At 44.0% G+C, this 26,341-nt stretch carries 25 protein-coding genes; 10 read left to right on the forward strand and 15 right to left on the reverse strand.

Annotated elements, in window-relative coordinates:
- The first annotated feature begins 26 nt into the window (after positions 1 to 26).
- Together gatB and dnaE are read left to right on the forward strand one after the other, a co-directional pair.
- On the forward strand, positions 27 to 1,487 hold the full coding sequence (gene gatB, locus LEP1GSC052_RS15535) for an Asp-tRNA(Asn)/Glu-tRNA(Gln) amidotransferase subunit GatB (protein WP_010573335.1): 1,461 nt from the start codon (positions 27 to 29) through the stop codon (positions 1,485 to 1,487).
- A gap of 207 nt (positions 1,488 to 1,694) precedes the next feature.
- Positions 1,695 to 5,213, forward strand: a complete 3,519-nt coding sequence (gene dnaE, locus LEP1GSC052_RS15540) for a DNA polymerase III subunit alpha (RefSeq protein WP_084492243.1) — start codon at positions 1,695 to 1,697, stop codon at positions 5,211 to 5,213.
- Between the two features lies 1 nt (position 5,214).
- On the opposite strand, the gene LEP1GSC052_RS15545 is transcribed toward dnaE, so the two are convergent.
- Positions 5,215 to 6,066, reverse strand: a complete 852-nt coding sequence (locus tag LEP1GSC052_RS15545) for a M23 family metallopeptidase (RefSeq protein WP_100737988.1) — start codon at positions 6,064 to 6,066, stop codon at positions 5,215 to 5,217.
- 85 nt (positions 6,067 to 6,151) lie between these two features.
- On the opposite strand from LEP1GSC052_RS15545, the gene LEP1GSC052_RS15550 reads away from it, so the two are divergent.
- The 4 genes from LEP1GSC052_RS15550 to LEP1GSC052_RS15565 all read left to right on the forward strand — a co-directional run bounded on the left by LEP1GSC052_RS15550 (position 6,152) and on the right by LEP1GSC052_RS15565 (position 10,488).
- A complete protein-coding gene (locus LEP1GSC052_RS15550) occupies positions 6,152 to 7,057 on the forward strand; it encodes an RNA polymerase sigma factor (protein ID WP_040913073.1) in 906 nt (301 codons plus the stop codon).
- 35 nt (positions 7,058 to 7,092) lie between these two features.
- Positions 7,093 to 7,821 carry a hypothetical protein gene (locus tag LEP1GSC052_RS15555; protein WP_010573332.1) on the forward strand — a complete coding sequence of 243 codons (729 nt, stop codon included), beginning with the start codon at positions 7,093 to 7,095 and terminating at the stop codon, positions 7,819 to 7,821.
- A 146-nt stretch (positions 7,822 to 7,967) separates the two neighbouring features.
- Positions 7,968 to 9,797 (forward strand): CHAT domain-containing protein, encoded by a 1,830-nt coding sequence (locus tag LEP1GSC052_RS15560; RefSeq protein WP_020986375.1) that lies wholly within the window; start codon positions 7,968 to 7,970, stop codon positions 9,795 to 9,797.
- 4 nt (positions 9,798 to 9,801) lie between these two features.
- Positions 9,802 to 10,488 (forward strand): hypothetical protein, encoded by a 687-nt coding sequence (locus LEP1GSC052_RS15565; protein WP_020986418.1) that lies wholly within the window; start codon positions 9,802 to 9,804, stop codon positions 10,486 to 10,488.
- A gap of 106 nt (positions 10,489 to 10,594) precedes the next feature.
- Here LEP1GSC052_RS15565 and LEP1GSC052_RS15570 read toward each other — a convergent pair whose 3' ends face one another.
- The 11 genes from LEP1GSC052_RS15570 to LEP1GSC052_RS21320 form a co-directional block, all read right to left on the reverse strand.
- Positions 10,595 to 10,915 carry a phasin-related domain-containing protein gene (locus LEP1GSC052_RS15570; RefSeq protein ID WP_010573329.1) on the reverse strand — a complete coding sequence of 107 codons (321 nt, stop codon included), beginning with the start codon at positions 10,913 to 10,915 and terminating at the stop codon, positions 10,595 to 10,597.
- A 564-nt stretch (positions 10,916 to 11,479) separates the two neighbouring features.
- The gene (gene pckA, locus LEP1GSC052_RS15575) at positions 11,480 to 13,072 is read right to left on the reverse strand and encodes a phosphoenolpyruvate carboxykinase (ATP) (RefSeq protein ID WP_020986410.1); all 1,593 of its coding nucleotides are present in this window, start codon (positions 13,070 to 13,072) and stop codon (positions 11,480 to 11,482) included.
- Between the two features lie 61 nt (positions 13,073 to 13,133).
- Positions 13,134 to 14,168: a PIN/TRAM domain-containing protein gene (locus LEP1GSC052_RS15580; protein WP_010573326.1), complete on the reverse strand. Its 1,035-nt coding sequence runs from the start codon at positions 14,166 to 14,168 to the stop codon at positions 13,134 to 13,136.
- 39 nt (positions 14,169 to 14,207) lie between these two features.
- The gene (locus LEP1GSC052_RS15585) at positions 14,208 to 14,756 is read right to left on the reverse strand and encodes a CarD family transcriptional regulator (protein WP_010573325.1); all 549 of its coding nucleotides are present in this window, start codon (positions 14,754 to 14,756) and stop codon (positions 14,208 to 14,210) included.
- 85 nt (positions 14,757 to 14,841) lie between these two features.
- Positions 14,842 to 15,534, reverse strand: coding sequence for a hypothetical protein (locus LEP1GSC052_RS15590; RefSeq protein ID WP_010573324.1), 693 nt, complete (start codon positions 15,532 to 15,534; stop codon positions 14,842 to 14,844).
- Positions 15,535 to 15,618: 84 nt separating this feature from the next.
- On the reverse strand, positions 15,619 to 15,933 hold the full coding sequence (locus LEP1GSC052_RS15595; RefSeq protein WP_010573323.1) for a hypothetical protein: 315 nt from the start codon (positions 15,931 to 15,933) through the stop codon (positions 15,619 to 15,621).
- A gap of 275 nt (positions 15,934 to 16,208) precedes the next feature.
- Positions 16,209 to 16,859, reverse strand: a complete 651-nt coding sequence (locus LEP1GSC052_RS15600; protein ID WP_084492244.1) for a cytochrome c oxidase subunit 3 family protein — start codon at positions 16,857 to 16,859, stop codon at positions 16,209 to 16,211.
- Positions 16,846 to 18,450 carry a cytochrome c oxidase subunit I gene (ctaD, locus tag LEP1GSC052_RS15605; RefSeq protein WP_020986643.1) on the reverse strand — a complete coding sequence of 535 codons (1,605 nt, stop codon included), beginning with the start codon at positions 18,448 to 18,450 and terminating at the stop codon, positions 16,846 to 16,848. Before ctaD ends, LEP1GSC052_RS15600 begins: the two co-directional genes overlap by 14 nt.
- Before the next feature lie 8 nt (positions 18,451 to 18,458).
- Entirely contained in the window at positions 18,459 to 19,460 is a 1,002-nt protein-coding gene (gene coxB, locus LEP1GSC052_RS15610) for a cytochrome c oxidase subunit II (protein ID WP_205872815.1), read from the reverse strand.
- Positions 19,461 to 19,470: 10 nt separating this feature from the next.
- Positions 19,471 to 20,310, reverse strand: a complete 840-nt coding sequence (locus LEP1GSC052_RS15615; RefSeq protein WP_010573319.1) for an SCO family protein — start codon at positions 20,308 to 20,310, stop codon at positions 19,471 to 19,473.
- Positions 20,311 to 20,340: 30 nt separating this feature from the next.
- Positions 20,341 to 20,520 carry a hypothetical protein gene (locus LEP1GSC052_RS21320; RefSeq protein WP_051185371.1) on the reverse strand — a complete coding sequence of 60 codons (180 nt, stop codon included), beginning with the start codon at positions 20,518 to 20,520 and terminating at the stop codon, positions 20,341 to 20,343.
- Positions 20,521 to 20,673: 153 nt separating this feature from the next.
- On the opposite strand from LEP1GSC052_RS21320, the gene LEP1GSC052_RS15620 reads away from it, so the two are divergent.
- Both LEP1GSC052_RS15620 and cyoE read left to right on the forward strand, forming a co-directional pair.
- On the forward strand, positions 20,674 to 21,627 hold the full coding sequence (locus LEP1GSC052_RS15620; protein ID WP_020985901.1) for a COX15/CtaA family protein: 954 nt from the start codon (positions 20,674 to 20,676) through the stop codon (positions 21,625 to 21,627).
- Positions 21,628 to 21,642: 15 nt separating this feature from the next.
- Entirely contained in the window at positions 21,643 to 22,512 is an 870-nt protein-coding gene (gene cyoE / locus LEP1GSC052_RS15625; RefSeq protein WP_010573316.1) for a heme o synthase, read from the forward strand.
- A gap of 101 nt (positions 22,513 to 22,613) precedes the next feature.
- Here the strand turns inward: cyoE and LEP1GSC052_RS15630 are convergent, their stop codons facing one another.
- The 3 genes from LEP1GSC052_RS15630 to LEP1GSC052_RS15640 all read right to left on the reverse strand — a co-directional run bounded on the left by LEP1GSC052_RS15630 (position 22,614) and on the right by LEP1GSC052_RS15640 (position 24,843).
- Complete coding sequence (locus LEP1GSC052_RS15630) at positions 22,614 to 23,759, reverse strand: sensor histidine kinase (protein ID WP_010573315.1); 1,146 nt, start codon at positions 23,757 to 23,759, stop codon at positions 22,614 to 22,616.
- A 155-nt stretch (positions 23,760 to 23,914) separates the two neighbouring features.
- Complete coding sequence (locus LEP1GSC052_RS15635; protein ID WP_010573314.1) at positions 23,915 to 24,313, reverse strand: hypothetical protein; 399 nt, start codon at positions 24,311 to 24,313, stop codon at positions 23,915 to 23,917.
- Positions 24,313 to 24,843: an ankyrin repeat domain-containing protein gene (locus tag LEP1GSC052_RS15640; protein WP_040913640.1), complete on the reverse strand. Its 531-nt coding sequence runs from the start codon at positions 24,841 to 24,843 to the stop codon at positions 24,313 to 24,315. The genes LEP1GSC052_RS15635 and LEP1GSC052_RS15640 overlap by 1 nt, the downstream gene beginning before the upstream one ends.
- 200 nt (positions 24,844 to 25,043) lie before the next feature.
- Here LEP1GSC052_RS15640 and LEP1GSC052_RS15645 point away from each other — a divergent pair, with 200 nt between their 5' ends.
- Complete coding sequence (locus LEP1GSC052_RS15645) at positions 25,044 to 25,571, forward strand: helix-turn-helix transcriptional regulator (protein WP_040913642.1); 528 nt, start codon at positions 25,044 to 25,046, stop codon at positions 25,569 to 25,571.
- Positions 25,572 to 25,635: 64 nt separating this feature from the next.
- A complete protein-coding gene (locus LEP1GSC052_RS15650; RefSeq protein ID WP_010573311.1) occupies positions 25,636 to 26,232 on the forward strand; it encodes a DUF4269 domain-containing protein in 597 nt (198 codons plus the stop codon).
- Positions 26,233 to 26,341: the final 109 nt, after the last annotated feature.

Here is a 26,341-nt window from a genome sequence, read left to right on the forward strand (position 1 = left end):
ATGACAATCCGGAAAAGGAGATACAGTTGGCAGAATTTGAAACGATCATAGGGCTGGAAGTTCACGCACAGCTCAACACGGAATCGAAAATATTCTCTACAAGCGCGACGAAGTTCGGCGCTCCTCCGAATTCTCAAACGAACCCCGTATGTTTAGGATTGCCCGGAGCTCTTCCGGTCCTCAACGAATCCGCTTTGGAAAAAGCGATCATGGCGGGACTTGCGTTCGGTTGCGACATCACTCTTTTTACAAAATTCGATCGTAAGAATTATTTTTATCCCGATCTTCCCAAAGGGTATCAGATCTCTCAGTTCGATAAACCGATCTGCACCGGAGGCGGAGTTACGTTTACGATCAAAGGGGAAGAATCTCCGCGTTACGTAAGACTCACTCGGATTCATATGGAAGAGGACGCTGGGAAATTGATCCACTCCGCGGACCCGAACGTTCCTCAATCCTATGTCGATTTAAACAGAGCCGGAACTCCGTTGATCGAAATCGTTTCCGAACCGGAGATGCGTTCTTCGGACGAAGCGTATTATTATCTGAATTCCTTAAAAGCGGTTTTAAAATACATCCGCGTTTCCGATTGCAACATGGAAGAAGGTTCTCTTCGTTGCGACGCAAACGTTTCGATTCGTCCTAAGGGCTCCGATAAATTCGGAACCAGAGTGGAAATCAAAAACCTCAACTCGTTCAAAGCGGTGAAAGCGGCCATCGACTACGAAGTGGAATGGCAAACCGAAATGGCTCTCGAAGGAAAGACCTTCCAACAACAAACCAAACTCTGGGATTCCGTCGCAAACAAAACGGTGACGATGAGAACCAAAGAGATGAGTCACGACTATCGTTACTTTCCCGATCCGGATCTTCCCGTAATCATTCTTCAAAAGGAAACCGTGGAAGAAGTTCGCACCCGATTGCCCGAACTTCCGAACGAAAGAAAGAATCGTTTTGTGGAAAAGCTCGGACTTCCGAAATACGACGCGGAAGTTTTGACGGCGGAAAGAGAAATCGCGGATTACTTCGAAGAAGCTCTGAAAGTTTCGGGCGACGCGAAAAAAACCTCCAACTGGGTTAAGGACGAGGTTCTCGGAATCGTAAACAAAGAAAGCATTACGATTTCTGAATTTTCCGTTTCCGCACAAAGAATCGGCGGACTTGTAAAATTGATCGCAGACGGAAAAATTTCCGGTAAGATCGCAAAGACCGTTTTCGAAGAACTTTTGATCAGCGACAAAGACGCGGAGACGATCGTAACCGAAAAGAATCTGATCGTAGTTCGAGACGATAAGGAAATCGAAAGAATCGTGGACGAAGCGATCGCAAACAATCAAGACGCCGTTACGAAATACAAAAGCGGCAAGGATCGTGCGTTAGGCGCCATTGTCGGCTACGTGATGAAAGTTTCGAAAGGCAAGGCAGATCCCGAATTGGTCAACCAAATGCTTCTCGATAAACTCGGACCACTTCCTCCGAAAGGTTAAAACGACATTCCAAGTCGTGCCAAAACGGCGCGGCTTGGATCCGTCCTTCGACCGAAGATATTTTAGCGCAAATCCGCGCTTCCTTTTTCCAAGCGCTCTCGAAAAATTCTATCTTATAAAACGTTTCGGAATTTGGTCTAACCTATAGATTTTGACCGATTAGACTCTTGACGTCGAGTTCGCTGAAATTCTATTATGTCCCTTACAATGCAGGATTTCGCCCACCTACATCTGCACACGAATTACTCCATGCTCGACGGAGCGATCCGTATCAAAGAATTGATGCAACACGTCAAGGAATGCGGCATGTCTTCGGTCGCGATGACCGATCACGGAAACATGTTCGGAGCCGTTGAATTTTACAACGAGGCGATGAAACAGGGCATCAAGCCGATTATCGGAAGCGAATTCTACGTTTCTCCGAACAGAAAACAGGAAACGGAGATGGTAAAGATCGCGGACGGAAACGCGTATCATCTCATCCTTCTCGCAAAGAACGAAGAAGGTTACAAAAATCTAATACGTCTTTCCAGCAAATCCTATACCGAAGGTTTTTATAAAAAGGCGAGAATCGACTACGATCTTCTCGACAAACACAGCGACGGTCTTGTCTGTTTAACGGCTTGTCTCGCAGGAGAGGTGAACCGAAAAATTCTCGAAGGAAAAATCGACGAATCGTTTCAACTCGCCGGTAAACTGAACGAAATTTTCCGTAAGGAAGATTTCTATATGGAAATCCAAAACCACGGAATCCCCGAACAGATGACCGTGGCGAAACAAATCTACGACTTCGGAAAAAGAACCGGAATTCCTCTCGTGGTCACGAACGATTCTCACTTTTTAAAAAAGACCGACCAAGAAGCGCAGGACATTCTTCTAAGAATCGGAATGCAAAAACGCATCACCGATCCGATGGAATTCGGATTCAACGGAGAATTCTACGTTAAAAATCGGGAGGAAATGTCCCGGCTTTTTCCCGAAATTCCGGAAGCCCTCGATAATACATTAGAAATCAGTAATAAAGTAAATTTGAAACTTCAATTCGGAAATTATCTCCTTCCCGAGTTCGAAGTTCCCGAAGGATACGACGCGGATTCTTATCTTGAAAAACTGATCTGGGAAGGAATCGAAAGAAAATATCCGAGTCTTTCTCCCGAAGTAAAAGACAGAGTCGTGTTCGAACTCAACACGATCAAGAATATGAAGTTCGCCGGTTACTTTTTGATCGTTCAGGATTATATCAACTACGCAAAAAGAAACGGAATTCCGGTCGGTCCGGGAAGAGGTTCGGCCGCGGGTTCGATCGTCGCATACGCGCTCGGAATCACGAACGTGGAACCTCTGCAACACAATCTTCTTTTCGAGAGATTCTTAAATCCCGATCGTAAGGATATGCCCGATATCGATACGGATTTCTGCGTGGAACGCCGCGAAGAAGTGATCAATTATATCCGCAGACGATACGGCGAAGAACGCGTAGGTCAGATCATCACGTTCAATTCTCTCGCGGCCAAAGCGGCTCTCAAAGACGTTGCGCGCGTTTTGAATCTTCCGTTCGGCGAAGCGAACGAAATGACGAAAGCGTTTCCGAACAAACTCGGTATGTCCATCGCCGAAGCGCTAACAACTTCTTCGGAGTTGAAAAACTTTTCCGAAAAAGACGATATCAATCATAAGATTTTTGCGATCGCACAAAGACTCGAAGGAAACTATCGACAGCCGGGAAGACACGCGGCCGGCGTCGTGATTTCTCCGTATCCTTTGGAAGAAGTAGTTCCTCTTTCAACGGTCGCCGAAAAAGAAAGACCCGGTTTTAGATCCATCGTAACCCAATACGACAAGAACAACTTGGAAAGTATCGGATTGATCAAGATGGATATCTTGGGTTTGAAAAACTTAACGACCCTGGATTACGCGATCAAATTGATCGAACAAAGACGGGGAATTCGAATCAATCTCGACGAGATTTCGTACGAGGATTCGAACACGTATGCTCTATTAAGAAAAGCGAATACGTTGGGCATCTTCCAGCTTGAATCCACCGGAATCACGGATCTTGTCGCCAAAAGTCAGGTGAACAACTTCGACGAGATCGTCGCATTGATCGCCTTGTATCGTCCCGGTCCGATGGGCGAAGGGATGTTGGACGAATACTTGGATCGTAAGTCCGGTAAAAAACAAGTCACATATCCCGTTTCTTCCTGCGAGCCGATCTTAAAGGAAACCTTCGGAGTTCCCGTTTATCAGGAACAGGTGATGAGTATTTCCCGCGTTGTCGGAGGATTTTCCGTCGGAGATTCCGACATGTTGCGAAAAGCGATGGCTAAGAAAAAAGCCGACATGATGGAAAAACTGAAAGTTCAGTTCGTGGAAGGCGCAGTCAAACTCGGACATCAGGAAAAAGTTGCTAAGGATCTGTTCGAACAGTTGGAACGATTCGGCGGTTACGGATTCAACAAATCGCACTCGGTCGCATACGCGATCATCACGTATCAAACCGCGTATCTCAAAGCGAATTATACGATCGAATATCTGACCGCGTTACTCGCATCGGATCACGGTAAAACCACCGATATCGTAAAGTATATCAACAACGCGAGGGAGATGGGAATTCGAATTCTCAACCCGGACGTTACCGAATCTCAGGCTTCGTTCAGCGTGATCGACGACACGACGATTCGTTTCGGTCTTTCCGCGATGAAAGGCGTTGGTGAAACCGCAGCAAACAGCATCATTCAAGCGAGAAGCAAGGTCGGCAACTTTAAGACTTTGCAGGACTTCGCAATAAATATCGACACGAGATTAATCAACAAAAAAGTTTTCGAAGCGTTGATTCAAGCGGGAGCCTTGGATTCTTTCGGTTATACTCGGAAATGTCTTTTTGAATCGGTGGATTCCATTCTTACCTTCGCTCAAAAGGAACAGGAAAGAGCCAACGAAGGACAGTTCTCTTTGTTCGGCGGCGCGGAAGGTTCGTTCACGCTCAATCTTCCGAAAGACGCACTCGAATGGGAAATCGACGAAAAACTCAAACGCGAAAAGATGGTTGCAGGTCTTTATCTTTCCGGTCATCCGCTCGACAAATACGAGAAACAACTCAAAAGTCTCAAGACGATTCCGATCGAAAAATTCGACGATTTGAAATCGGGAAGTAAGGTTGAAGTCGCCGGAGTCATCGCTTCCAAGAACATCAAACTCAGCAAACGAAACGAAGAATTCGCGAACTTCAAACTCGAAGATCGAACCGGAGAAATCGAATGTGTCGCGTTCTCGAAAGTATATCAGAAATTTAAGGAATTCATCAAGGAAGACCAAGCGATCTTTATCAAAGGAGATTTGGATAAGATCGAAGTCGGAGACGCGGAACTCCGCGGACAAATCAAAGTAAACAGCATCGAAATTTTGGATGATACGACGATCGAAGACAAACTCGAAAAATCGCTTCATCTTCGTCTGGAAGAAAGACATACCGAAGATCCCGAACTGATTCCGAAACTGTACGCGTTACTCGCTTGTTACAAGGGAGAATCTTCGGTTTACTTTCACATCGTGGAAAATCAGGAGGAAAAAAGAGTGATCCGCGCGCACGACGCGTATTCGATCCAACCGATCAACGAACTCTTTTTTAGATTGGCCGATCTTTTAGGAGATCGTTCCGTTTTCTATTCTGTGGGCGAACAACTCAAAGCGATCAATAAAAATCAAGTCGCGGGCAACGTCGGCTAACTCAAAGACGACTTACATAAAACGTAAAACTTCTTTCGTTTACGTTGCCTTTGAAATCCCAAGCGACGACTTTGATCGTATTCTCGCCCGATTTTAAATTCAGATTTCCGACCAAATATTGATCCTTATGATAAAGGCTCGTAAACGGATAACCGTCCGGATTCTTCCATTCCGCGGAAGAATATTGTAAGGCGCCGAAGTCGGCGGAACGCAACGCTTCTCCGTTTAAAAAATACTGAACCTTTGTGATTCCCCTTCTCTGGGATTTTTTTTCGCCCGCATCCACGATCGATACGGTGAACGGAAATTCTTTCGAAAGATTGATGTTATCTCCGTCGTTGATGTTCGTAAACTTTCCGTTTACGTGAACGAGAAGACTTGAAATTTCGGGAACGGAGCTGTCCGGAATCGGGGAAAGAAATTTCATCGGATCGAGAATCTCCAGACCGTATTTCCGAAGTACAACAAAGTGGAGGTGCGCTCCGCTTGAGTGACCGGAATTTCCGGTGACCCCGATTTTTTCTCCCGCCTTGATCAAATCCGGTTTTAAGAGCTTGGAAATTCTACCGTCTTTCAAGTGGTAATATGCGGTAAAATTTCCGGAGCCGTGATCCAACCAAACGGAATTCCCGGTGCCGAGTTCGTCTTCGAAAGGATGATCTTCCGCATAACGACTGTATAAAACTTTTCCTTCGGCCATCGCAAGAACGGGTTCGTTCATGGAAGAAATATCCATCCCGTTGTGAAAGTGATCCCCCCTGGATTCGCCGAAAGTCGAGGTGATTTTGTTTTCCAGCTGATCGGTTTTGACGGGGATAAGATAATTTATTACTTTATTATTTTCCGCTTCCATGCTCAGATGGAACGCGGTCCAGACGGCGATAAAGAGAATTCTTTTCATTCAGGACCCAAACCCTAGTGCAAGTAACTCATACAAAATGAATTTGTCAAAAGATAAAACCCTGGATCTTGTCTCTCGGTGCGGAGACGGAGAGGAAGAGGCGCTCAAACAATTCTTCGAAATTTATTCGGAGGATATCTACAACTTCCCGATGAAAATCTTTCATCTGAGCGAAGACGACGCCGGCGATTTTTTTATCTACGCATTCGAAAGATTGAAAACCGGAGCTCGATTCGGGAGCTTTAAGGGAAAATCCAGCTTTAGAACCTGGTTCTATTCGGTTCTCCGAAACATGCTGATCGATTGGCAAAGAACCAAACGGGAACTGAAGGTCACGAACCTCGGCAAAATCAGCAAAGAAGGGAAAGAATACGCAACGATCGAAGACGAACCCGACACTCGTCCGGAAATGCAGGAAGAAGCGAGCGAACTTTCCGACAGATTCAACCAGGCTTTGGAAGAAATCGGGGTCGATAAACGGGTTATCTTTAAACTTTCCTACATCTATTACTTAAATCTAAACGAAGACGAAGTTCAATATCTTCTGGAAAAAACGGGACTTTCTCCCGACGCACTCAAGGAAAAAATTCTTCATCTCCGGTCGGAACTTTCCAATCGAGAAGAAGAGAATATAAGAATGGAGGACAAAATTACGTCTCTTTATTTGAATATTCTCGATCTAAAAGAAAAACAACAAAACACGGCGAAGATCGCACCGATTCTCCCCATGGAAGTGGACAAAACTTCTCACGCTTTGAAGAAAAAATACGAACAGCGTAAGAAACTTTTGGAAAAGAAAAAGAAGGGCCACTTCCTCGCAAGAACCCCCTACAGAGAGGTTGCGGACCTAATCGGGATTTCGGAAGGAAATGTAAGCGTCACTCTACTCCGTTTAATTGAAAAAATTCAGAAAAAGCTAGATTTTAGTGATTTGGATTTTTAAAATTTTCCGTCTTTTTATGCTATTGGAGAACCAAAATGGATTCGGGATCTGAAATGAACCAAAAAAACGAGCTTCTGCTCTCACTCTTAAACGGAGAAGAGGCCAATGCAACTACAGATATAAAGTTGCAGAACCAACTCATCCAAATGGAAGAGTCGATCCAAGCGGGTATCAACGCCGCAACACTGTCTTATCTGGACCAAGCCTCTCACAAAGGAAAATTTTCCGATTTTCAGGAGGCGATCGATCTTCAAAAGGCCGACCTAAGTGGCTATCTTTCGAAAGACGTTCCTGAGTATCTGAGACGTTATGTCACTCTTGAGCTTGCGAGAAAATCCCCTTCCAAGGAATCCATCGTGGTAAAGTTGGGGAAGTCCGGCGCCCGTATCTTTGACAGTCTTGTGGAATCCCTACAAATCAACACAAGAGTCGACTACGCGCCTTCAATGCGTTCCGCTCTGACAAAAGATCCGTCCGAGTTTGTCGTCTTTGAGGAAAAGGTTCTCGATAATTCCAAATTTACGTATCAATTGGTTCAAGAAACTCCGGAAACCGCGTTTCTAAGCGTTAAGATAGAATCTCCCGACGCGAATTCCTTTCAAAGAGTGAATCTTTATAAGGACACGAGATTTATTCTTTCGAATCAATTCAACAACGAAGGAATCGCGAACTTTTCCGGACTCAGAGAAGGAAAATATACGGTAGAATTCCAAGGAAAAGAGAACTCCAAGTCCTTGGATCTTTTCATTCTGTTAGAAGCCTAAGCCTGAAAGAACTTTCGGATAAAAAAATTCCCGCGCTACGCGAAATCGATTTCGTAGCCAGGGAATTTCGTTTTTAAATTTTCTGCAGAAAAAGAATTCTGGAAAAAACGCTCCAGTGTTATAATCTGATCCCTGGATTTTGAACAATGCTGAACCTGATTATAGATAGAGTCGGAACCGTAAACGTATTCAACATTTTGGATACGTCGGGAAGCGGCTCGGAATCGCATCTTCAATCCACGATCGACGAAGACCTCATCTTAGAATACATTAAGGAAATCGAAAATTTAGTTCGGGTTTCCAACGCGGTCAATTCCAAAGGCGTAAGTCATAAAACTCTCGAAACCGAAATTCTCCACGAGTTGAAAATTCTCGGAGAAACGTTTTACGATCAGTTTTTTCCCGCGCCGATCCAAGAGAAGCTCCGACTTACGACCGAAAAATATCTGCACTTAAACATGGACCCGAAACTCGGAGTGATTCCGTGGGAACTCCTACACGACGGAACCTGTTTTTTGTCGGATAAATTCTTTATCGGAAAAACCGTTCGCGGAGAATCCAGCCAGAGCACTTTCAAAGAAAAGGAAAAGCTGAGAATGCTCATCATCGCCGATCCGACCGAGGATTTGGAATGGGCGCAAAAAGAAGGGGAACAACTCTTCAAGGTTCTCAGCGAAAAAGTTTCTCCTTCCCGCTTGGAAATAGAATTCATCGGCGGAAAACAAGTAACCAAACTCAAACTTCTTTCCTTAATCAAAGGGAAGAATATCATCCACTACTCCGGTCATCTTTTCTTTTCAGACGATCCGCTTGAAAACGGTTGGTTGATCTCCGAAGGGAAAATTCTCAAAGCGAGAGAGATCAAAAACTCCGGGTTCAATACCGATTTGGTTTTTTCGAACTCCTGCCAATCGAACTCGAACGCCTCGAGAACTCTCAATTCAGATTTGATGAATAATTTTGCCGGCGCGTTTTTGATGTCCGGGATCAAAAGTTTTATCGGAACGAATTGGGAGATCATCGATAACCAAAACACGATCGACTTTACGATCCAGTTTTATTCGTATCTTTTCAGCGATCGAAGCATCGGAGAATCCCTCTTTCTCGCAAAAGAATATGCGCGGAGAATTTTCGATACGAACGATTTGACTTGGACCAACTATTCGCTTCACGGAATCCCGAACCAACAAGTGATGATGGATCCGACCAAAGGAAAACCGATTCAAAAGATCATCAATCCTTCGCTCATTTCCAAATTCTATCCTTCGAACATCGCGTCTTCTTATTACAACTTCACTCAAAAACAAAAAGAGGAAACTGAAAGTTCCTTCGAGTTGATCCAGTCCTTGATATTTTCCTTCGAGGAATTTTCAAAGATCGTGGGCGGGATCATTTTCAGCGATCATCAACATCATTCTTTGGGGAAATACATTCCCAACAATCCGGACGACGCCGTCGAAGTTAAGAAATGGTGGGAACTCATCTATCAATGTCTCGCCGATTTTAGAAAACTCGAAATCAGCCCGTTGATCAGCAATATCCAGGAAGTCCTTCAAGTGAACAAGGACACGATCCAAAAGATGATTCAATGGATCGAACTTTATAGAAGGGGTCAAATTCTCCGCGACTCGGCGGACGGTTATCTGATTTCGTTTCAGTACTACTATGAAAACCTTTTGATGGAATTGGAAGAATTGGAAAAGACGAGCATCTTTCTCGTTTCGACGAACTCGAACAATCACCTGTTTTTCAGAGGCGTAAAACCGGAAACTTCTTTGGTGGTCGCGCCCGTTGTAAAACAGGATTATATCGGGGAACAAATCGAAAAATTCCGCGGCAAGGTGATCGTATTCAACGAAAATAGAATGACGATCATTCCGATGCTTTGCAGCGTCATCGAAAATCCGGAAACAAAGGATCTCGAACTCAGTTTCCCCGGTTTTAAATCGGAAAAAAACTCCATTCAAAATCTTTAATCTATTGAGTCTTTGCCAACCCGAACGGGGTAATTTTTCATGCGGTTCCTGTTGCGGAATCTTCAATCTGGATCTTAAACCCGACGAGATCCGAAGCTTGGTCCGAGAAAGAACGGAAGAATTCAAGCAATCCGTCGACTTTAAAAAACCTTGGACGATGGCCGAATACAGAAAGGTCCGCGAAAAAAAAGAAGAATCCATCGTAAGGAAAGACGAACTCACATACAACTGTCCCTTCTTGGGCGCTTTCGGAAAAAAAATCGGATGTATGATTCATCCCGTTTTTAGCGGAGATCCTCTCAGTCAGAATTATTCCTTTTACGGTTCTTCCATTTGCCAAGGTTACGAATGCAGAAATATGGAACGCAAAAGTTCCAAACTCTGGGAGAATCTTTTAGAAGAAATGGATTTGGATTCCTTCGTTTATTCTGCGATCGCGTCGGATTACAAAACCCTCGATCTCATAGAAGAAACCTTTTCGCAAAGGGGGATCTCCACGGAAGAATTGTTCGAAAACCGCCGCGATCTTTTAAAACGATTGATTCAAAGAAAAATCGATCAAAACGTCGCGATGATGAATACTTCCTTCGAACTTCCTATGGAAGTGGAAAAAGAACCCGCCAAAGAAAGATTGATCGCAAGATTGGACTTGAATGCAACCCCCGGTTTGTTAAACGAATTAGAATTTTAGAAATTTTGAATATTCAGTCTCAGACTTTTCGATGCGAGCCGAATTAGTCGTAAGAGAAGAGAAGATAAAATCCTTCCTGCATGTAAAAACACAGGAAGGAAAACGATTATTGTTTAGTGGTAGAGTCTGCTTTAGACTTTGAAGATCCGTTCAAAGTAGCTTTCGCAGATGAAACGCCTTGGCCAACTTTCGATTTAACTTCCTCTACCTTAGAGTTGACTTGACCTGCAACACCTTCAACCGAATGAAGAGCTTCTTCGATGTATTTTCTAAGGTTGTTGGCAACCTCGGATTGATCTTGAGCTCCTTTGGATGCAAGTTCCTTAAATTCTTTTTCAACTTTCAGGAGAATGCTGTCAGCTTGCTCGCGGAGAGATTTTGCCGCCCCAATCGCAAAGTTAAGCGCTTCCTTGATTTCTTTTTCCATAGTTTTTTCCTCTGTCTTCTACAGTGAGAATAAACCAATTTTATGCGGCGCACAATAAAGTGTCAAGTGGGAATTCGGAGCTGGAAAAACCTTCCGCTGCTGGTCCGGATTTCGTTTGTTAAACTTTGTTTCAAACGCTTCAGGAACTGAAGGTTGTCGCGAGAGGCTCAATCTTTCTAAAGAGAATTTCGTTTTGAGAATATAGAGACATAAGTGAGAAATCCAATGACTGAAAGATCGAATCAATGTATGAGTTCCCACAAAGTAGAATCCGGAAAGTTTAGTTGATGATCGATGAAATTTATGATAAGGAGAATTTCCTCGGAAATTTTCCCACAAAGCCCACCTCCACCACCCGATTTGGGTGGGGGCCAAATTCCGATTACAAGCTTGTCGGAACAGATACGACATCGCCCTTCACGACGAACATTCTTCTTTTCTCCTGAAACGCAACGGCGGATAAAAGAAACCCAAAAAGAAAGCTCAAACAAAGCGCGCTTTTAAAATAAAAAAGGAGACCCAAAGGATCTCCTTTTTCTCAAAAACCGATTGTAAAATCGAATCTTAGATTTTCGGACCAAAAGCGGTAAAGTCGAAGTCCTTAGAACCTTCGGCATACTGCTTAAAGTTTTTAATGAACATTTCCCCCAACTTCATAGCGGTTTCATCATAAGCCGCTTTGTCGGCCCAAGCTTCTCTTGGATCGAGAATAGAAGTATCAACGCCGTCGATCGTTTTAGGATATGCCACTTGGAAAACCGGATGCGTCACGAACTCGGACTTCTCGATGTTTCCGTTCAAAATCTCGTCGATGATTTTACGAGTAGAAGGAAGGTTCATACGCTTTCCTACTCCGTAAGATCCACCGACAAGACCGGTGTTCATCAGATACGCTCTTACGTTGTGTTTCTTCATTTTTTCACCGAGCAATTTTGCGTATTTAGTCGGGTGAAGAGTCATAAACGCCGCGCCGAAACATGCGGAGAAAGTCGCAGTCGGTTCTTTAATTCCTCTTTCCGTTCCGGCAACTTTCGCGGTATAACCGGAAAGAAAGTGATACATCGCTTGTTCGATGCTCAATCTGGAAACCGGTGGAAGAACTCCGAACGCATCATAAGTTAAGAATATAATGGTTTTCGGATGTCCGCCTTTGGAAGGAACCTGAATGTTATTGATATGAAAGATCGGATAAGAAACGCGAGTGTTCTCCGTTTTTGCGGCGGAAGAATAATCCACTACTTTCGTTTGAGGATCGTAAACAACGTTCTCAAGAAGAGCGTCCTTACGAATCGCTTCGTAGATGTCCGGCTCGGTTTTCGGATCTAAGTTGATCACCTTAGCGTAGCAACCGCCTTCGATGTTGAAGATTCCGTTGTCGTCCCAACCGTGCTCGTCGTCTCCAATCAGCTTGCGGTTCGGGTCGGTGGAAAGAGTGGTTTTACCGGTTCCGGAAAGACCGAAGAAAAGAGCGGTGTCCCCGTCTTTTCCGACGTTCGCGGAACAGTGCATACTTAGAATTCCCTGTAACGGAAGTTTGTAGTTCATAACGGAGAAGATACCTTTCTTCATTTCTCCGCCATATTCGGTTCCACCGATGATACAAATCTTCTTCGCAAGATGGAAAATTACAAACACTTCAGAGTTCATTCCGTGTTGTTTGAAATTTTCGTTTTTGATTCCGCAGGCGTTGATGATCGTAAATTCAGGATCAAGACCCGGTAATTCTTCCTTAGTAGGACGAAGGAACATGTTTGTGCAAAAGTGATGTTGCCAAGCTTTTTCGGAAACAACGCGAAGACTCACTCTGGTTTCCGGGTTCGCACCTGCATAACCGTCGAAAACGTAGAGTTTTTTGTGACTCAGATAATTAACGCATTTCTTATAAAGTTCGTCGAAGATCGATTCGGAAACTTTGAAGTTGATATGGCTCCACCAAATGTTTCCATTGGAAGAAGGTTCATCTACGAAGTATTTGTCCTTTGGGGATCTACCGGTAAAAATTCCGGTGTCTACCATCATCGTTCCGTTGCTGGAAACTACGGTTTCTCCGTTTTTTTTCTCATGCTCATAAATTTCGTCATAGGAAAGGTTATGGAATATTTCAGAAGGTTCGAGTCCGAGTTCCTTCAAGCCTTTTACCTGAGTCTGGGCCTGCATTTGATTGCTCCTTGGGAATTCTATTTCAATTATTTTACGCTAAAGCTGAAAGTCAACCGATTCAAGAGGAATGCGGCTGTCGATTTCCCTTCTCGGAAGCCCCGTTTGGGTTCGCTTTCGTGAAGATCATCTTTCCGGCCGCGGTTTGAATGATGGAAGTTACTGTCACTTTGACCTCTTTTCCAACAAGGTGACCGCCGTTTTCGATTACGACCATCGTGCCGTCTTCGAGATAACCGATTCCTTGGTTTTCGTCCTTTCCTTCCTTGATTACTTGGATTCCAAGTTCCTCTCCGGGAAGAACGACCGGTTTCAACGCGTTTGCAAGAGTATTCAAATTGAGAACTTTCACGCCCTGCAATTCCGCAACTTTGTTGAGGTTAAAGTCGTTTGTAACGATTTTTCCGCCGGTATCTCTTGCGAGTTTGATCAACTTCGCATCGACTTCTCGGGTATCGGAATAATCCTTATACGTGATTTTTACTTCGATGGAACCTTTGCGTTGAAGTTTGTTCAACATCTCAAGGCCTCTTCTTCCCCTCGCTCTTTTGATCGGATCGGAAGAATCGCTGATCAGCTGGATTTCTCTCAACACGAAGTTGGGAAGAATCAACGGACCGTCCAAAAAGTGCGTATCGGCGATGTCCAAAATTCTTCCGTCGATTACGACCGAAGTATCGAGAATCTTATCTCTGACTTCTTCCTTTTCGATTCCGACGCCGAATCCGGTTCCGGAACCTCCGCCGCCGCCGAAAATTCCAAGGCCAGGTTCTTTCGCAAAAGCGACTCCGGCGAGAATTCCGAAAAGCGCGAATAGAAAGTAAAGCGCGACGTTCAATTCTTCAAAGTGAACCACCTCGCCTACGAACCATGCGATTGCAAGACCGAGAAGAGCGCCGAGACCCGCGCAAAAAAGCACGTCGGCTTTGAGCTTTGGAAAAAGACTGGATTCTCCATAAAGAAGAATTAAGGAAACTACCAGGACAACTCCGGCGATAGGACCGGCTAAGTAAAGATCTCCGGCTTGTTTGTGAGTTACCGCAAAGGTAATTCCGGAGAGGAATAGAGACGTGAGTACTTTATAGATATGAATCATAACTCAAATCCTTAATTGTATTTGAGTTTTTGCGGAATTTTATTCTTCTTCTTCTGCCTTTCTTTCACTAGGAGAGAGAGTGCTCGCCAATACATCGGAAACGAGATTCCCCGCTTCTTCTTGAGTAACACCTTTGCTCAATGCAACTTCCATTTTCACAAGATTATAGGCGCTTTCGTAAAGCTTTCTCTCCATGATAGAGAGTTCTTTTCCATTTGCTCTACGAAATAGGTTTCTGCAGACTTCTCCGACCTCATAAATCGATCCGGACTTGATCTTGTTGAGGTTATTTTGGTAGCGGATCTTCCAGTCTTCTTCCGTATCGACTTCGTCCTTTTTTAGGAGTGCGATGACTTTCTTGATCTCTTTTTTATCGATGATAGGGCGGATTCGAACCTGTTCTGCTTTGTCAACAGGTATCATAACCTTCATCTTACTACCCTGGATTTCGAGAACGTAGCAATCCTTCTTTTTACCAAGGATGTTCTTTTTGGAGATTTCGAGAATTTCTCCAACTCCATGGATGGGATAGACTACGTAGTCGCCTACCTTGTGTTCGATCTCGGAATTTTTCTTTTTGGCAGCCAAGTAAGTATGATAACTTCCGTTAAAACTCTGCTTAAGAAAATAGCATAAATTTGGCGAAAGTCAACAAAATTATCCCAAAAGGCTACTAAAGTTTGAGAGAACGAACCTTTGCGGAATGAAATGCGGGATCATTGAGAGGTTGTACTTTTTCAAGAGCTTCCTTGGCTTCCTCTTCGGAATAGAAATATCCCAGGTACAACTCACCTTTGGAGGAACGGAAAATTCTTCCCTTAAATTCGTTTCGAGCCATGAGCAATCTTTTCCCGAGTTCGACGGCTTGCAAAGAATCCGAGGTCGGAACTACAACCAGATAATTCGTTTCTCCGGTTTGAGGCGGATAAAGAAGTTTTGAATCGTTTCCTTTTGCCTCGTTGTCGGAGGACGTTTGTTTCGAACTGAGCTTGGAAAGACTTTCCTGGTTTTTTAAGGATTCAACGGAATCGCTCTCTCTCGAAGAAGAGAACAAAGATCTCAATCCCCCATTCTCATTTCTTTTTTCTTGAGAAGATACGTTTCTAAAAGTTTGAAGTTCATTCTGTGTGAAGCTTTCTTCTTTTTGATCCAATTTAAGTCCGACAACCAACCCCGCCGTAAAAAGCGAAATCGATCCCAAGAGTAAAACGAAAGCCGAACGTGTGGACGAAAAGATCTGGATCGGTGATCCCGATTTTTTTACGTGCTGAACCGTTTGTATGGTTCTATCGAAGTCCGAAGTTTCTCGGACCGGCGTTCGGATCGAAGATTGTTTGAGTCTTCTGGAATAATCGATATTCTGCATTGGAATCCTGGATTCTATACTAAGAATCGGTTTAAATGCCCAAATTCCGTCGAAAAAATTTGATAAACGAAGAGAAGTTTCGATTTAACGTTCCGGTTCTTTGGGTTCGCCGATCGCAAAGATCCAAAAAAGCCAGAGGCAACAAGCCCCGAGTAGAATGTAAAATCCTACGACCCCGTTTCGACCGAACAGATTGTATGCGAGTTTCAAAGATCCGAGATGGAGGCTTTCGGTTTCGCCGGATTCCCATTCTAAAATCCATCGGTTCCAGTAATACGCGTAGGTGAAAAGAACCGTAGCCGGTAAAAACAAAACGAACGGATATTTGGCGATGAACCGAATCCATTTCGCAGATCCGGGAATCGGTTTTACTTCTTCGTTGATCCAACGTATTTTCATATGTCGCTTGGATAACAGGACGGAGTTCCGGCCATTGCTTGGTTTTTTAGGTGAGAATTTTTCGATGAAAGAAAGAAGAATTTTCACCTCGCGTCGCGTCTCGAGTTTCCAAATTGTAGGAACTCCAACGACTGAGCACGACAAAGAAGTCCGCCGAATGAAAATAAAAAACCCCGGGTTTTAAAGCCGGGGTTTTATTGAAACGAATCGTATTCGATTCTTTCGAAACGCAAACCTCACTTTCTAAAGATCGCGAGGTTTGTCGGAACTACGCCTTAACTCACCAAATAAAGAAGCGGGAAGAGGTAGATCCAAATCAAGTCGACTACGTGCCAGAAAAGACCAACGCCTTCTACCGGAGTGTAGTAGGAAGAATTCACTTCTCCCTTAATCACTTTGATCATGACCCAAATGATCAGACCCGCACCGATCAAAACGTGAGATCCGTGAATCCCGGTCATTACGAAGTAAAAACCGAAAAACATAGCCGCGTTTTTGATGTCTCCCATCTCGGTGTTAGTAAAGAATTTTCCCGGAAGAAGTCCGTGATGGATCTTCGCGGAATATTCGAAATACTTCACGACCATAAACGTAAGTGCACAAAGAACGGTTACCGCAAGAGCGATGATCGCTTCTTTTTTCTTATCCACTTGAACGTAGTGAATTCCCAACGCCATCGTAAACGAACTGAAAAGAAGAACCACAGTGTTGAACGCTCCCATCGGAACGGACAAGTGATGACTTCCCGCGTGGAACACTTCAGGATACAAAGAATGGTAAATGGTATAACCCACGAAGAGGGCGCCAAACATTAGAATTTCCGTAACAAGGAATAACCAGATTCCTTGTTTAGAAGCGTCATACTGATGCTCAGCACTGTCAAAGTGATGAGCATGGTGAAATTCCGCGTGCTTAGCGGTACTCATAAGGTCCTCCCGTTACTGTCGGAGTTTTTTCAAAGTTTTCGTGAGTAGGTGGAGAAGGAATCGTCCACTCGAGGGTTTTTCCACCCCAAGGGTTCGCGCCCGCTTCTTTTCCGGCGATCAATCCGTGGATCACTGCCGCAAGTCCTACCAAGAATCCGGTTCCGATCAACCAAGATCCAACTGTGGAAATTTGGTTTAAGCTGGTGAATTCAGGTAAGTAGTCGTAGTATCTTCTCGGCATTCCCATAGATCCAAGAATGAACTGCGGAAAGAAAGTTACGTTAAATCCAGTGAAGATAAAAACCCAGGAAATTCTTCCTAAAAGATCGGAAGTCATTTTACCGGTAACTTTTGGGAACCAGTAGAGCAAACCGCCCATCACGGCCATCAAAGTTCCACCCACCATCACGTAGTGGAAGTGCGCGACCACGAAATAAGTATCGTGAAAGTGAACGTCCATCCCTGTGGAAGCGAGGAACACACCGGTCAAACCGCCGATGGTAAAAAGAAACATAAATCCGATCGCAAAAAGCATAGGAGCGTCCAAACGAACGGATCCTTTATACATCGTCGAAATCCAGTTGAAGAGTTTGATCGCCGTAGGAACTCCCACGAGCATCGTAATGAAGGAGAATAAAACTCCCGCAAACTCGGACTGACCGGACACGAACATGTGGTGACCCCAAACCAAGAAGGAAACCGCGGCAATCGCAAGAGAAGAATACGCAATCGCAGTGTAACCGAAAATGATCTTTCTGGAGAAAGTGGTCACTAGTTCGGAAATCACACCCATCGCAGGAAGAATCATGATGTAAACCGCAGGGTGAGAATAGAACCAGAAGAAGTGCTGAAACAGAACCGGATCCCCGCCGAGAGTCGGATCAAAAATCCCAACGCCCAGAGTTCTTTCCGCAACGAGCAGAAGAAGGGTGATTGCAAGAACCGGAGTTGCAAGAACCTGAATGATGGAAGTCGCATAAAGCGCCCAAACCATCAAAGGAATACGGTTCATCGTCATTCCAGGCGCTCTCAGTTTATGAGTGGTTACGATAAAGTTCAACCCGGTAAGAATGGAAGAAAATCCCATTACGAAGGCGCCCATAACCAGCATAATCACACCGTTGGAAACGGAGTTTGAGATGGAATAAGGGGTGTAGAACGTCCAACCGGTATCCACTTTTTGAGTGAAAAGGGAAAACGCTGCGATCGCCGCGCCGCTCATAAAGATATACCAGCTTGCGAGGTTCAATCTTGGGAACGCAACGTCCTTTGCACCGAGTTGAATCGGGAGAATGAAGTTTCCGAAGATCGCAGGAATTCCGGGAACGATTACCATGAACACCATAATGGCGCCGTGATAAGTCATCATTCTATTGTAAATATCCGGAGTTACGAAACCGAGAGTTTGTCCCGGAGTAAAAAGTTCGATACGAACCAGAAGAGCGAAAATTCCTCCCAAAAGGAAGAATGACATAATCGCAAAGAAATACATGATCCCGATCCGTTTATGATCGATCGTAGTGAGCCAGGACCAGATTCCCTTTTCGTGGTTGAGGTAGTTGTCAGTATGACTTGCAGTTGCTGTAGACATGTCCTCTCCTATTTAAGGGTTTTAATATACTCGATCAGAGCGTTGATTTCGTCGTCCGAAAGCTGTCCCTGATAAGAAGGCATCGCAGGCGGATAACCTTTTACGACTTGAGCGGTCGGTTGAAGAATGGATTTACGAATGTAATTCTCATCCGCGGTCGCGCCCGGACCGGCTTCAAATTCTCTCGCGCTTCCGAAAAGACCCTTGTAGGAAGGACCGACCAGACGAGAACCGTCGATCGAGTGACAACCCGCACAAGCTTTTTCAGCGTAGAGTTTTTTACCGAGTTCGGCAGGAGGAACTTTGGAAAGATCCACGTTACCGGCAGCCGCATACCATTTATCAAAAGTTTCGGAATCCACAACACGAATCGCGGAAAGCATATTGGAGTGAGAAGTTCCGCAAAATTCCGTACAATAAACTACGAAGTCTCCCTTTTCGGTCGGAGTAAACGTCAAAGTAGTATAACGTCCAGGGATCGCATCCATCTTATTCCGGAAGGCAGGAACGTAGAAAGAGTGAAGAACATCCTGAGAAGTCAAAACAAGACGAACCGTTTTTCCAACGGGAACGTAAATTCCGTTCGGCTGAAAAAGAGTGTCCAACTTTTCAGTCGCGTTAGGAGAAACAACGGTCACACCGTTCGGATATTTGAAAGTCCACTGCCACTGTCTCGCGGTTACGTGAATTTCGATATCGCCTTTATCGTGAACTCTTCTGAGGTCTGCGAAAATCACCCAGCCCCACCAGAAAATCACGATCATGATTACTAAGGGGATAAAGGACCAAAGAAATTCTGCCAGAGTATTGTGAGTGATATAGGCAGTCTTATCGTTGTCGGTCTTTCTCCTGTATTTAAAAATAAACCAAGTCATTCCCCCGATGAGAATGACAAAGGAGATCAGACTGGATACGAGTAGAAAGAGATAGAGATTATCTACATTCTTTGCTACTTCGGAAGCCTGAACCGGCATGAAACTTGTTGCCGTAATGAGGTTCAACCAGGTCATTTTTTTGAAGTTACTCCTTCCTAATGAGTTCGGAATTTCTGTTATGCCTGATCCAGAATGGGATCAAGAACGCCGCCAGAATGAGAAGAGTGAAGAAACCACCCAACTTCATCATATTATAAGCGTACAAAGTATATGTATTTTTGCCTGGGTCAAATTGAAAGCAAAAAAGGGCGAATTGATCCGTGAAATCCCCTATTTTACCGCCCGAAGCTTCTAAAAGAGAAAGTTTCAACGTTCTTTCATCGAACGTGATGCCGTGAAGATAACGGGAAATCTTTCCGGAAGGTGTGATGACATAAGCAACCGAAGAATGGATCCATTGTTCGTTGTCCGGATTCCATTTATAAGAAAATCCGACCGACTCGGCAAGAGCCGTGATCTCTTTTTGATCTCCCGTAAGAAAATGCCAACCTCTTCCATTGCCGCGAGAATATTCTTTGATGTAAGCGTTCTTCTTCGCTTGCGCGAGATCCGCGGTTTCTTTCGGATCAAAGGAAACGGCTACGTATTCGAATTCGTTTCCCACTTCCCAATTTAATTTTTTGAGAGTATCCGTAATTCCGTTGAGATGAAAGTTGCACAAGGTGGGACACTTGTAATAAACGAGAGAAAGTAAAACCGGTTTGTCTTTTTTAAAGAAGGAACTTAAAAGAATGGGTCTTCCCGTTTCGTCGCGGAAAGAAAGAGAAAGGTCGAGTTGGTTTCCCAACCTCTCTTTCACTCCGACCCCTTCGAGTTCTTTCGGTTTTTCATTCTTATCAAACCGAGCCGCGGGATCGTACGCGTAAAGAGAAGTTGCAAAAAAGCAGAGAACGATCCCTGAAATCAGGGAATTTTTGAAAATCAAGATTCTTAACTCCGGAGTGAACTCCCGATATTACTTCGCCTGAGTGTTCGCAGGTAGGTTGAGAGAATGTTCTTTCACTCCCGGATGAAGAAAAGAAATGTAGGTAAAGAATACTAAGTTTCCTACGAGAACAACGATGAAAGTCCAGAATCCCGGTTTATTATAGTCGTGTTGTGCCATGGAAGAAAGGCTCCTGTAATTGATTCTCATTCTCTTGAAGAATGGAATCTTGAAAGATTCAAGGACAGGATTGGATGAATCTGTTTTTTTGGAAGTAATATTTAATTTTTACTTTCATTGCCCTTAAGGACCGTTTTCCGAGTATGGTATTTGAGAACCTCTTGCGAGGGTTCACGGGAAAGAATGAACTCTAACTTGGACCTTTCATCTAAATTTCGCCTGTTTTATAAAATCTCTTTGTTCTTGAGCATTCTCATCTTTTTGAATCTGCTCTACGGACCTTTGGTGAGAGCGACCGGCTCCGGGCTTGCCTGTCCCGATTGGCCTTTTTGTTTCGGCAAAATATTTCCAACGTTCGACTTTCAGATTTTTATGGAAGTCTCTCATCGTTATTATTCCGGCTTTTTAGGATTGATTCTTTTAGGACTTACCGTTTGGACTTTTGCGGATAAAACCCTTCGAAAAGAATTCGGAATCTACTTGGGGCTTGCGATTCTACTTTTGATTTCTCAAATCAACTTGGGAAGATTGACCGTAACCTTAAAACTCGATCCGACTTCCGTGAATCTTCATTTGCTCAATGCGATCGCGTTCTTTTTGGTGATTCTTACCGTGTCGATCGACTCGAGAGAGAAATCGGTTCACCAAAGGGAGATTTTCGTCAAAGCGGATTCCATATTCAGAAAAGATAATGTTTTTTATTTTCTTCTTTTGATCGGAATCGTGACGCAGATCGTCCTCGGAGGACGCGTTAGTTCCCATTATGCGGGCCTTGCCTGCCCCGACTTTCCCACTTGTTGGGGAGAATGGATCCCGAATCATCCATTAGAAATCGTTAAAATTCAAGTCATTCACAGATTCGGGGCGTATTCGGTGGCGATTCTTCTTTCGATTGCGCTCGGCTTTGCGATTTGGAAGAATTTTCCGTCCAACGCGAAACGATTTCTTCAGATTTCCATGTATCTTTTAGTCGCTCAAATCATTTTAGGAATTTTGAATGTATTTTTCGGACTTCCGAAATTGGTGACCGCTCTTCACACCGGATTTGCGGTTCTTCTTTTGACGACTTCTTATCTTTCCCTAATTTCCAGAGCCGTGACATTGACTTCGGAGAACGAACGGAGGCCTGAAAGATAATTTCAGGATAGTATGATGGTAAGTTCCACTTTCTTTTCCGATTGGAATCAGATGATTAAACCGAGAGTGACTTCTCTCGTATTGGCGACGATCATTCCGGGTTTGTATCTCGCGGGAGAACAATCCCCTTCCGGATTTTTGATCGCAGTGACTCTTTTCGGAACGTTTTTGATGTCTTCCGCTTCCTTTATCTTCAATCAGGTGATCGAAAAGGATCGGGACGCGAAAATGAAACGGACTTCCAACCGCCCGATTCCTTCCGGAAGAATCGGAATCGCCCAAGCAACGTTAGTCGGCTTTGCGATGACGGGTTTGTCTTTTTATCTTCTTACGGTTTACGTAAATCTTCTTACGGCTTTGTGCGCGTTTGCGGCCCTACTTTCCTACGTTTTTCTTTATACGATTCTTTTAAAACCGAGAACGACCCAGAATATCGTGATCGGAGGCGTTGCGGGTTGTGTGGGACCTTTGATTGGGTACGCGGCGATCGGAAATTCTCTGCCGATCCAAGCCTGGATTTTGTTCACAATGATTTTCTTATGGACCCCGGCGCATTTCTGGGCTCTTGCGATTTTTCTAAAGGAAGATTATTCGGACGCGGACTTTCCGATGCTTCCGGTCGTAAAAGGGATCGAACAAACCGCCAAATCGATCTTCTTTTATACGATTCTATATTCAATTTCCTGCATTAGTTTTTACTTTTTAGAACCTTCGATGGGACCTTTGTATTTGGTCACGACCTTACTGGTTTGTATTTGGATGGGAATTCTTTCCTATCGTCTGATCCAAAACCCGGAACGTCAATCCGCAAGAAAGTTCTTCTTCTTTTCGATTCTTCATCTTTTCGCGGTAAACATCACCATCGTAATCGATCATCTTCTCTAAAAGAATCGATCAAACGCGCGTTAAACGTTCTTGATTCGTCGGCCGACCGCTCGCATTCTTGCGTAAGTCGTTCTTTGAGTTCGTAACGCGCTCGACGTGAATCAATTTCCGAATTCGAGAATCGCCGTGGAGCCGGACGCGGATAAAATCTTAAAACTTCCCTTAATCTGTTTCGTGAGAATCTGAATCAAAGTAAAACCGGAAGTTTTCGGTTTCATCCATAGATTGGAATCCGAAATTCCAGCGCCGTTGTCTTTGATCTCAAGTCGATATTTGTTTCCTTCCCTTTGAAAAAGGACGTTTACGTTTCCCCGATCCGTTTCACTCGGAAACGCGTGTTTGAGGGAGTTGGAAAGAAGTTCGCTGAAAATCATCGCACAAGGAAGCGCGCTTTCGATTCTTAAAAAGACCGGCTCCGCTGAATTTTCCACGCGCACCTGAATCGCCTTTTTATCGAATTTATCCGAAAGGTTTTTAATGATTTCGTCGATCACCTCCGAGAAGTCGATGTCGAAATAATTCTCGGACTTATAAAGATAATTGTGAACCTGAGAAATGGCGAGAATTCTATCCTGAAAATCGGAAAGGATGTTTTCGACCTTATCCTTATCCGAGCCGCTGTGAATTTCCACCAAACCCGATAAAACCTGCAGATTGTTCCGCACTCTATGATGAATTTCCTGAATCAGTTCGTTCTTTTCCTCAACGGATCCGTGTAACGTTTGTACGGCGAGAATGGAGATCACGACGAACATCGCAAAAAGTCCGATCCGATCCGCGATATGAATCAAGTCCTGATGATCCGTCATCAAAACCTCGTCGATTATGATCAGGATGAAACAATATCCCGCGATCAAAAGAGTACGTTTTACGTTTGCGAAATATAAGAAAATCATAATGAGTATCGCGAGAACGATATTCTTATTTCCCATGTCCACGCTGACGTTCAATCGAGATAAACCGAAATACCAGCCGATCGTAACGGCCCCGAAGCTCGAAAGTAAAATGATATGAACCGCCCAATCGAATTTCTTTTTCAACAAAAGGATCAGGGAAACGACGGACGCCAACGTCATGATCGAAAATCCGACGCGAATCATATGTCCTTTGGCAAACCAAAGAAAGAAGTTAGACGAAATACCGAGCATTATGGAAGCGACGTTGAATACGAAAAGATGAAGCGCTTTTTTACGGGTGAGGTAATCCCTGTCCTTATAGATTTTTCGGATCCATCCTGAAAGTTCCATTCGAGTTCCCGAGGCGATTGCCGAAAAGCTCCGCCCTTGTTTATTTTATACAATGAGACCCAAAGAGAAATTATTTTTCTACAAATCGACGGAACATTCGACCGCATTTTTTTAAACGAACGAGAACGAATCGATCGCGCTTTTTTTCGAGGACGTCAAAGGGTCAAAATTCCACCTCCGCCATGACCGCCGCCTCCGTGACCACCACCGCTTCCTCCTCCGCTTCCGCCGCCGCTATGACCTCCCCCTCCTCCGCTGCTACTATGTCCGCCACCACCGCCTCTTCCTCCGCTCCCGCCTCCGGTTCTCGCACTCGGTCCACCCGAGCTTCCCGAAGAAGTTCTTACCCTGCAATTGTCCTTGCAGTTATCGCAAATCTGATAACAGAGAAACGGAACCGCGAGGGATTGATTGGCCGTTCCCGTATTGACCGCGACAAGAAGACAAGTGGACAACTGATTGTCGCAATTCTTTTCGCAACCGGAAGTGTCGATCGTACAGGATTCGAAAAACAAAACGAGAATTCCCGGTAAAAAATATCGAATTCGTTTCATTATCTTTTACCGGCCCCCGCTTGGAGAAGAATCTCCTGAACTCTTTTAGAATCTTCTAATGTAGTTTCGGACCAAGCCGTATGTCCTTGGGTGGTCGTCGCGTGCAGATCTGCGCCGGAACGAATCAGAAGTTTTACGATTTCGGGATAACGATTGAAAGCCGCCATCATCAAAGCTGTATGACCGTCTCTTGTCCTTGCGTTGACGTCCGCTCCTTGTTGTATGAGATATTCCGCGATCAGATATTCTCCTTCGCGAGCCGCAACCATCAACGGAGTATAATTTCTAAAAAAAGGATCTCTTTGATTGATGCCTTGACCGGATCGAAGAGCATTTTCCAAACCTTGCAGATCGCCTTTATAAACGTAGTCGGTCGGACTTAAACCGGGATAAGAAGCGTATCTTTCCTGTGGAAAAATACATCCCGTAAAGAATAGGCTCGAAACGAAAACCGGAACGATCGTCGTTTCGATAATTTTATGAAAAAAGTTTTTTCCAGCTTTCTCGAAAACAAAAAGTGAACGTTTCATCGAATTCTTCCTCGAATACGCGTTCAGTGTATCGATTTCGAAGTTCGTCGCAATAGGTGTTCCCTGCAATTGCGGAAAGTACTCAGAAACGTTTTTTAGGTTAGTGGTTTTTACCTAAGAATTTTCGGCGGTCCTTATACGACTTGACTCGGTAAGGGAAGAATTTCTAATTTTCATTGGATTCTTCCGAGAAGGTAAAAATGAGACTCTGGTTTCCCCAAGAAAAACGATTCTACTTTTTTTCTGTTTATGTTTTTCTAATTTTTCTCTGGATTATAGAAGAGATCCTAACGTTCGCGTTCGATATAAACTGGATCGAAAGATCCCAAGCCTACTTCACGACGATCGAAGCCGCGTTCGGTTTTTTATCCATCGTGGGAATTTATTTCTTATTCCAAGAAATCAGACATACGCAAGCCGATATAGAATCCGCAAAGGTCGCGATCGAAGGACTCAAAAATAAAAATCAACTTTTGGTTCATACCAATCAATCCTTTTGGGAATCCCTTCAAAGACAATTGGAGGAATGGGATCTCTCCGACAAGGAAAAGGAAATCGCTCTACTCCTTCTTCGAGGAATGTCCAATCACCAAATCGCCGCTATACGGGGAAAAAGTTTAAAGACCATCGAAAATCAAACCTTCTCCATCTATCAAAAATCGGGAACGACCGGAAAACTCGAATTCATCGCGTATTTTATATCGCCTCTTTTACCTGAAGAGGATTGATTTCGGTTTGATCTACGTATCACGCCGTTGAAAAACCGACTTACATCGCGCTAAAATTCATATTATGGATTTTGAAACTTATTTTTTATCCTCGGATTCTCTGGAGAATGGAAATCTCCGACAAAAACGTCTCTTTCAAGATCTTTCCGAGCATAAAATTTTGGAAAGAATTTCAAAATTCGATCCGGTTCTCGCCGGAACGATTCCGTTGGACATCGATCATTCCTTAAGCGACGCGGATATTCTCTGTTGTTTTGGAACGTCCGAAGAATTCTCCTCCGTTTTAAAATCCGCGTTTTCCGATTTCTTAAATTTCGAACTCAAGGAAGGTTCGCATCAAGGGATTACCTCCGTTTTAGCCCGTTTTCAAACAAAACAATTTTCTTATGAAATATTCGGACAGAATGTTCCGATCTTCGAACAGATGGGATTCGTTCATCTTCAAATCGAACATAAAATTCTTTCCATCGCGGGAGAAAATTTTAAGAATAGAATTCGTTTTCTGAAAAACGAAGGATGGAAAACTGAACCTGCATTCGCATATCTCCTTGGAATTCAGGGAGACCCCTATCACGCATTATACGATATGCGTCTTTTTTCCGATCAAGACTTAAGAAATCTCGTTTTTTCGTCCGAGTTCTTTTCAAATCCGGATAAATAATCGGCACACAAGAAACATTCTCCGCGCAGTTTTTCGCATTAACAAGAAAGCGGAATCCAGCTTGACAATCGAATTTTTTAAACGATTTTGTTTTCCCAATCCATAAATA

Source organism: Leptospira kmetyi serovar Malaysia str. Bejo-Iso9 (assembly GCF_000243735.2).
Taxonomy (GTDB): domain Bacteria; phylum Spirochaetota; class Leptospiria; order Leptospirales; family Leptospiraceae; genus Leptospira; species Leptospira kmetyi.

What these genes read in the sequence shown, in the direction of transcription:
- dnaE (WP_084492243.1), top strand. Translation starts at nt 1,695, where the DNA reads ATGCAGGATTTCGCCCACCTACATCTGCACACGAATTACTCCATGCTC.
- LEP1GSC052_RS15545 (WP_100737988.1), bottom strand. Translation starts at nt 6,066, where the DNA reads ATGGAAGCGGAAAATAATAAAGTAATAAATTATCTTATCCCCGTCAAA.
- LEP1GSC052_RS15550 (WP_040913073.1), top strand. Translation starts at nt 6,152, where the DNA reads ATGAATTTGTCAAAAGATAAAACCCTGGATCTTGTCTCTCGGTGCGGA.
- LEP1GSC052_RS15555 (WP_010573332.1), top strand. Translation starts at nt 7,093, where the DNA reads ATGGATTCGGGATCTGAAATGAACCAAAAAAACGAGCTTCTGCTCTCA.
- LEP1GSC052_RS15560 (WP_020986375.1), top strand. Translation starts at nt 7,968, where the DNA reads ATGCTGAACCTGATTATAGATAGAGTCGGAACCGTAAACGTATTCAAC.
- LEP1GSC052_RS15570 (WP_010573329.1), bottom strand. Translation starts at nt 10,915, where the DNA reads ATGGAAAAAGAAATCAAGGAAGCGCTTAACTTTGCGATTGGGGCGGCA.
- pckA (WP_020986410.1), bottom strand. Translation starts at nt 13,072, where the DNA reads ATGCAGGCCCAGACTCAGGTAAAAGGCTTGAAGGAACTCGGACTCGAA.
- LEP1GSC052_RS15580 (WP_010573326.1), bottom strand. Translation starts at nt 14,168, where the DNA reads ATGATTCATATCTATAAAGTACTCACGTCTCTATTCCTCTCCGGAATT.
- LEP1GSC052_RS15590 (WP_010573324.1), bottom strand. Translation starts at nt 15,534, where the DNA reads ATGCAGAATATCGATTATTCCAGAAGACTCAAACAATCTTCGATCCGA.
- LEP1GSC052_RS15595 (WP_010573323.1), bottom strand. Translation starts at nt 15,933, where the DNA reads ATGAAAATACGTTGGATCAACGAAGAAGTAAAACCGATTCCCGGATCT.
- LEP1GSC052_RS15600 (WP_084492244.1), bottom strand. Translation starts at nt 16,859, where the DNA reads ATGAGTACCGCTAAGCACGCGGAATTTCACCATGCTCATCACTTTGAC.
- ctaD (WP_020986643.1), bottom strand. Translation starts at nt 18,450, where the DNA reads ATGTCTACAGCAACTGCAAGTCATACTGACAACTACCTCAACCACGAA.
- coxB (WP_205872815.1), bottom strand. Translation starts at nt 19,460, where the DNA reads ATGACCTGGTTGAACCTCATTACGGCAACAAGTTTCATGCCGGTTCAG.
- LEP1GSC052_RS21320 (WP_051185371.1), bottom strand. Translation starts at nt 20,520, where the DNA reads ATGAGAATCAATTACAGGAGCCTTTCTTCCATGGCACAACACGACTAT.
- LEP1GSC052_RS15620 (WP_020985901.1), top strand. Translation starts at nt 20,674, where the DNA reads ATGAACTCTAACTTGGACCTTTCATCTAAATTTCGCCTGTTTTATAAA.
- cyoE (WP_010573316.1), top strand. Translation starts at nt 21,643, where the DNA reads ATGGTAAGTTCCACTTTCTTTTCCGATTGGAATCAGATGATTAAACCG.
- LEP1GSC052_RS15630 (WP_010573315.1), bottom strand. Translation starts at nt 23,759, where the DNA reads ATGGAACTTTCAGGATGGATCCGAAAAATCTATAAGGACAGGGATTAC.
- LEP1GSC052_RS15635 (WP_010573314.1), bottom strand. Translation starts at nt 24,313, where the DNA reads ATGAAACGAATTCGATATTTTTTACCGGGAATTCTCGTTTTGTTTTTC.
- LEP1GSC052_RS15640 (WP_040913640.1), bottom strand. Translation starts at nt 24,843, where the DNA reads ATGAAACGTTCACTTTTTGTTTTCGAGAAAGCTGGAAAAAACTTTTTT.
- LEP1GSC052_RS15645 (WP_040913642.1), top strand. Translation starts at nt 25,044, where the DNA reads ATGAGACTCTGGTTTCCCCAAGAAAAACGATTCTACTTTTTTTCTGTT.
- LEP1GSC052_RS15650 (WP_010573311.1), top strand. Translation starts at nt 25,636, where the DNA reads ATGGATTTTGAAACTTATTTTTTATCCTCGGATTCTCTGGAGAATGGA.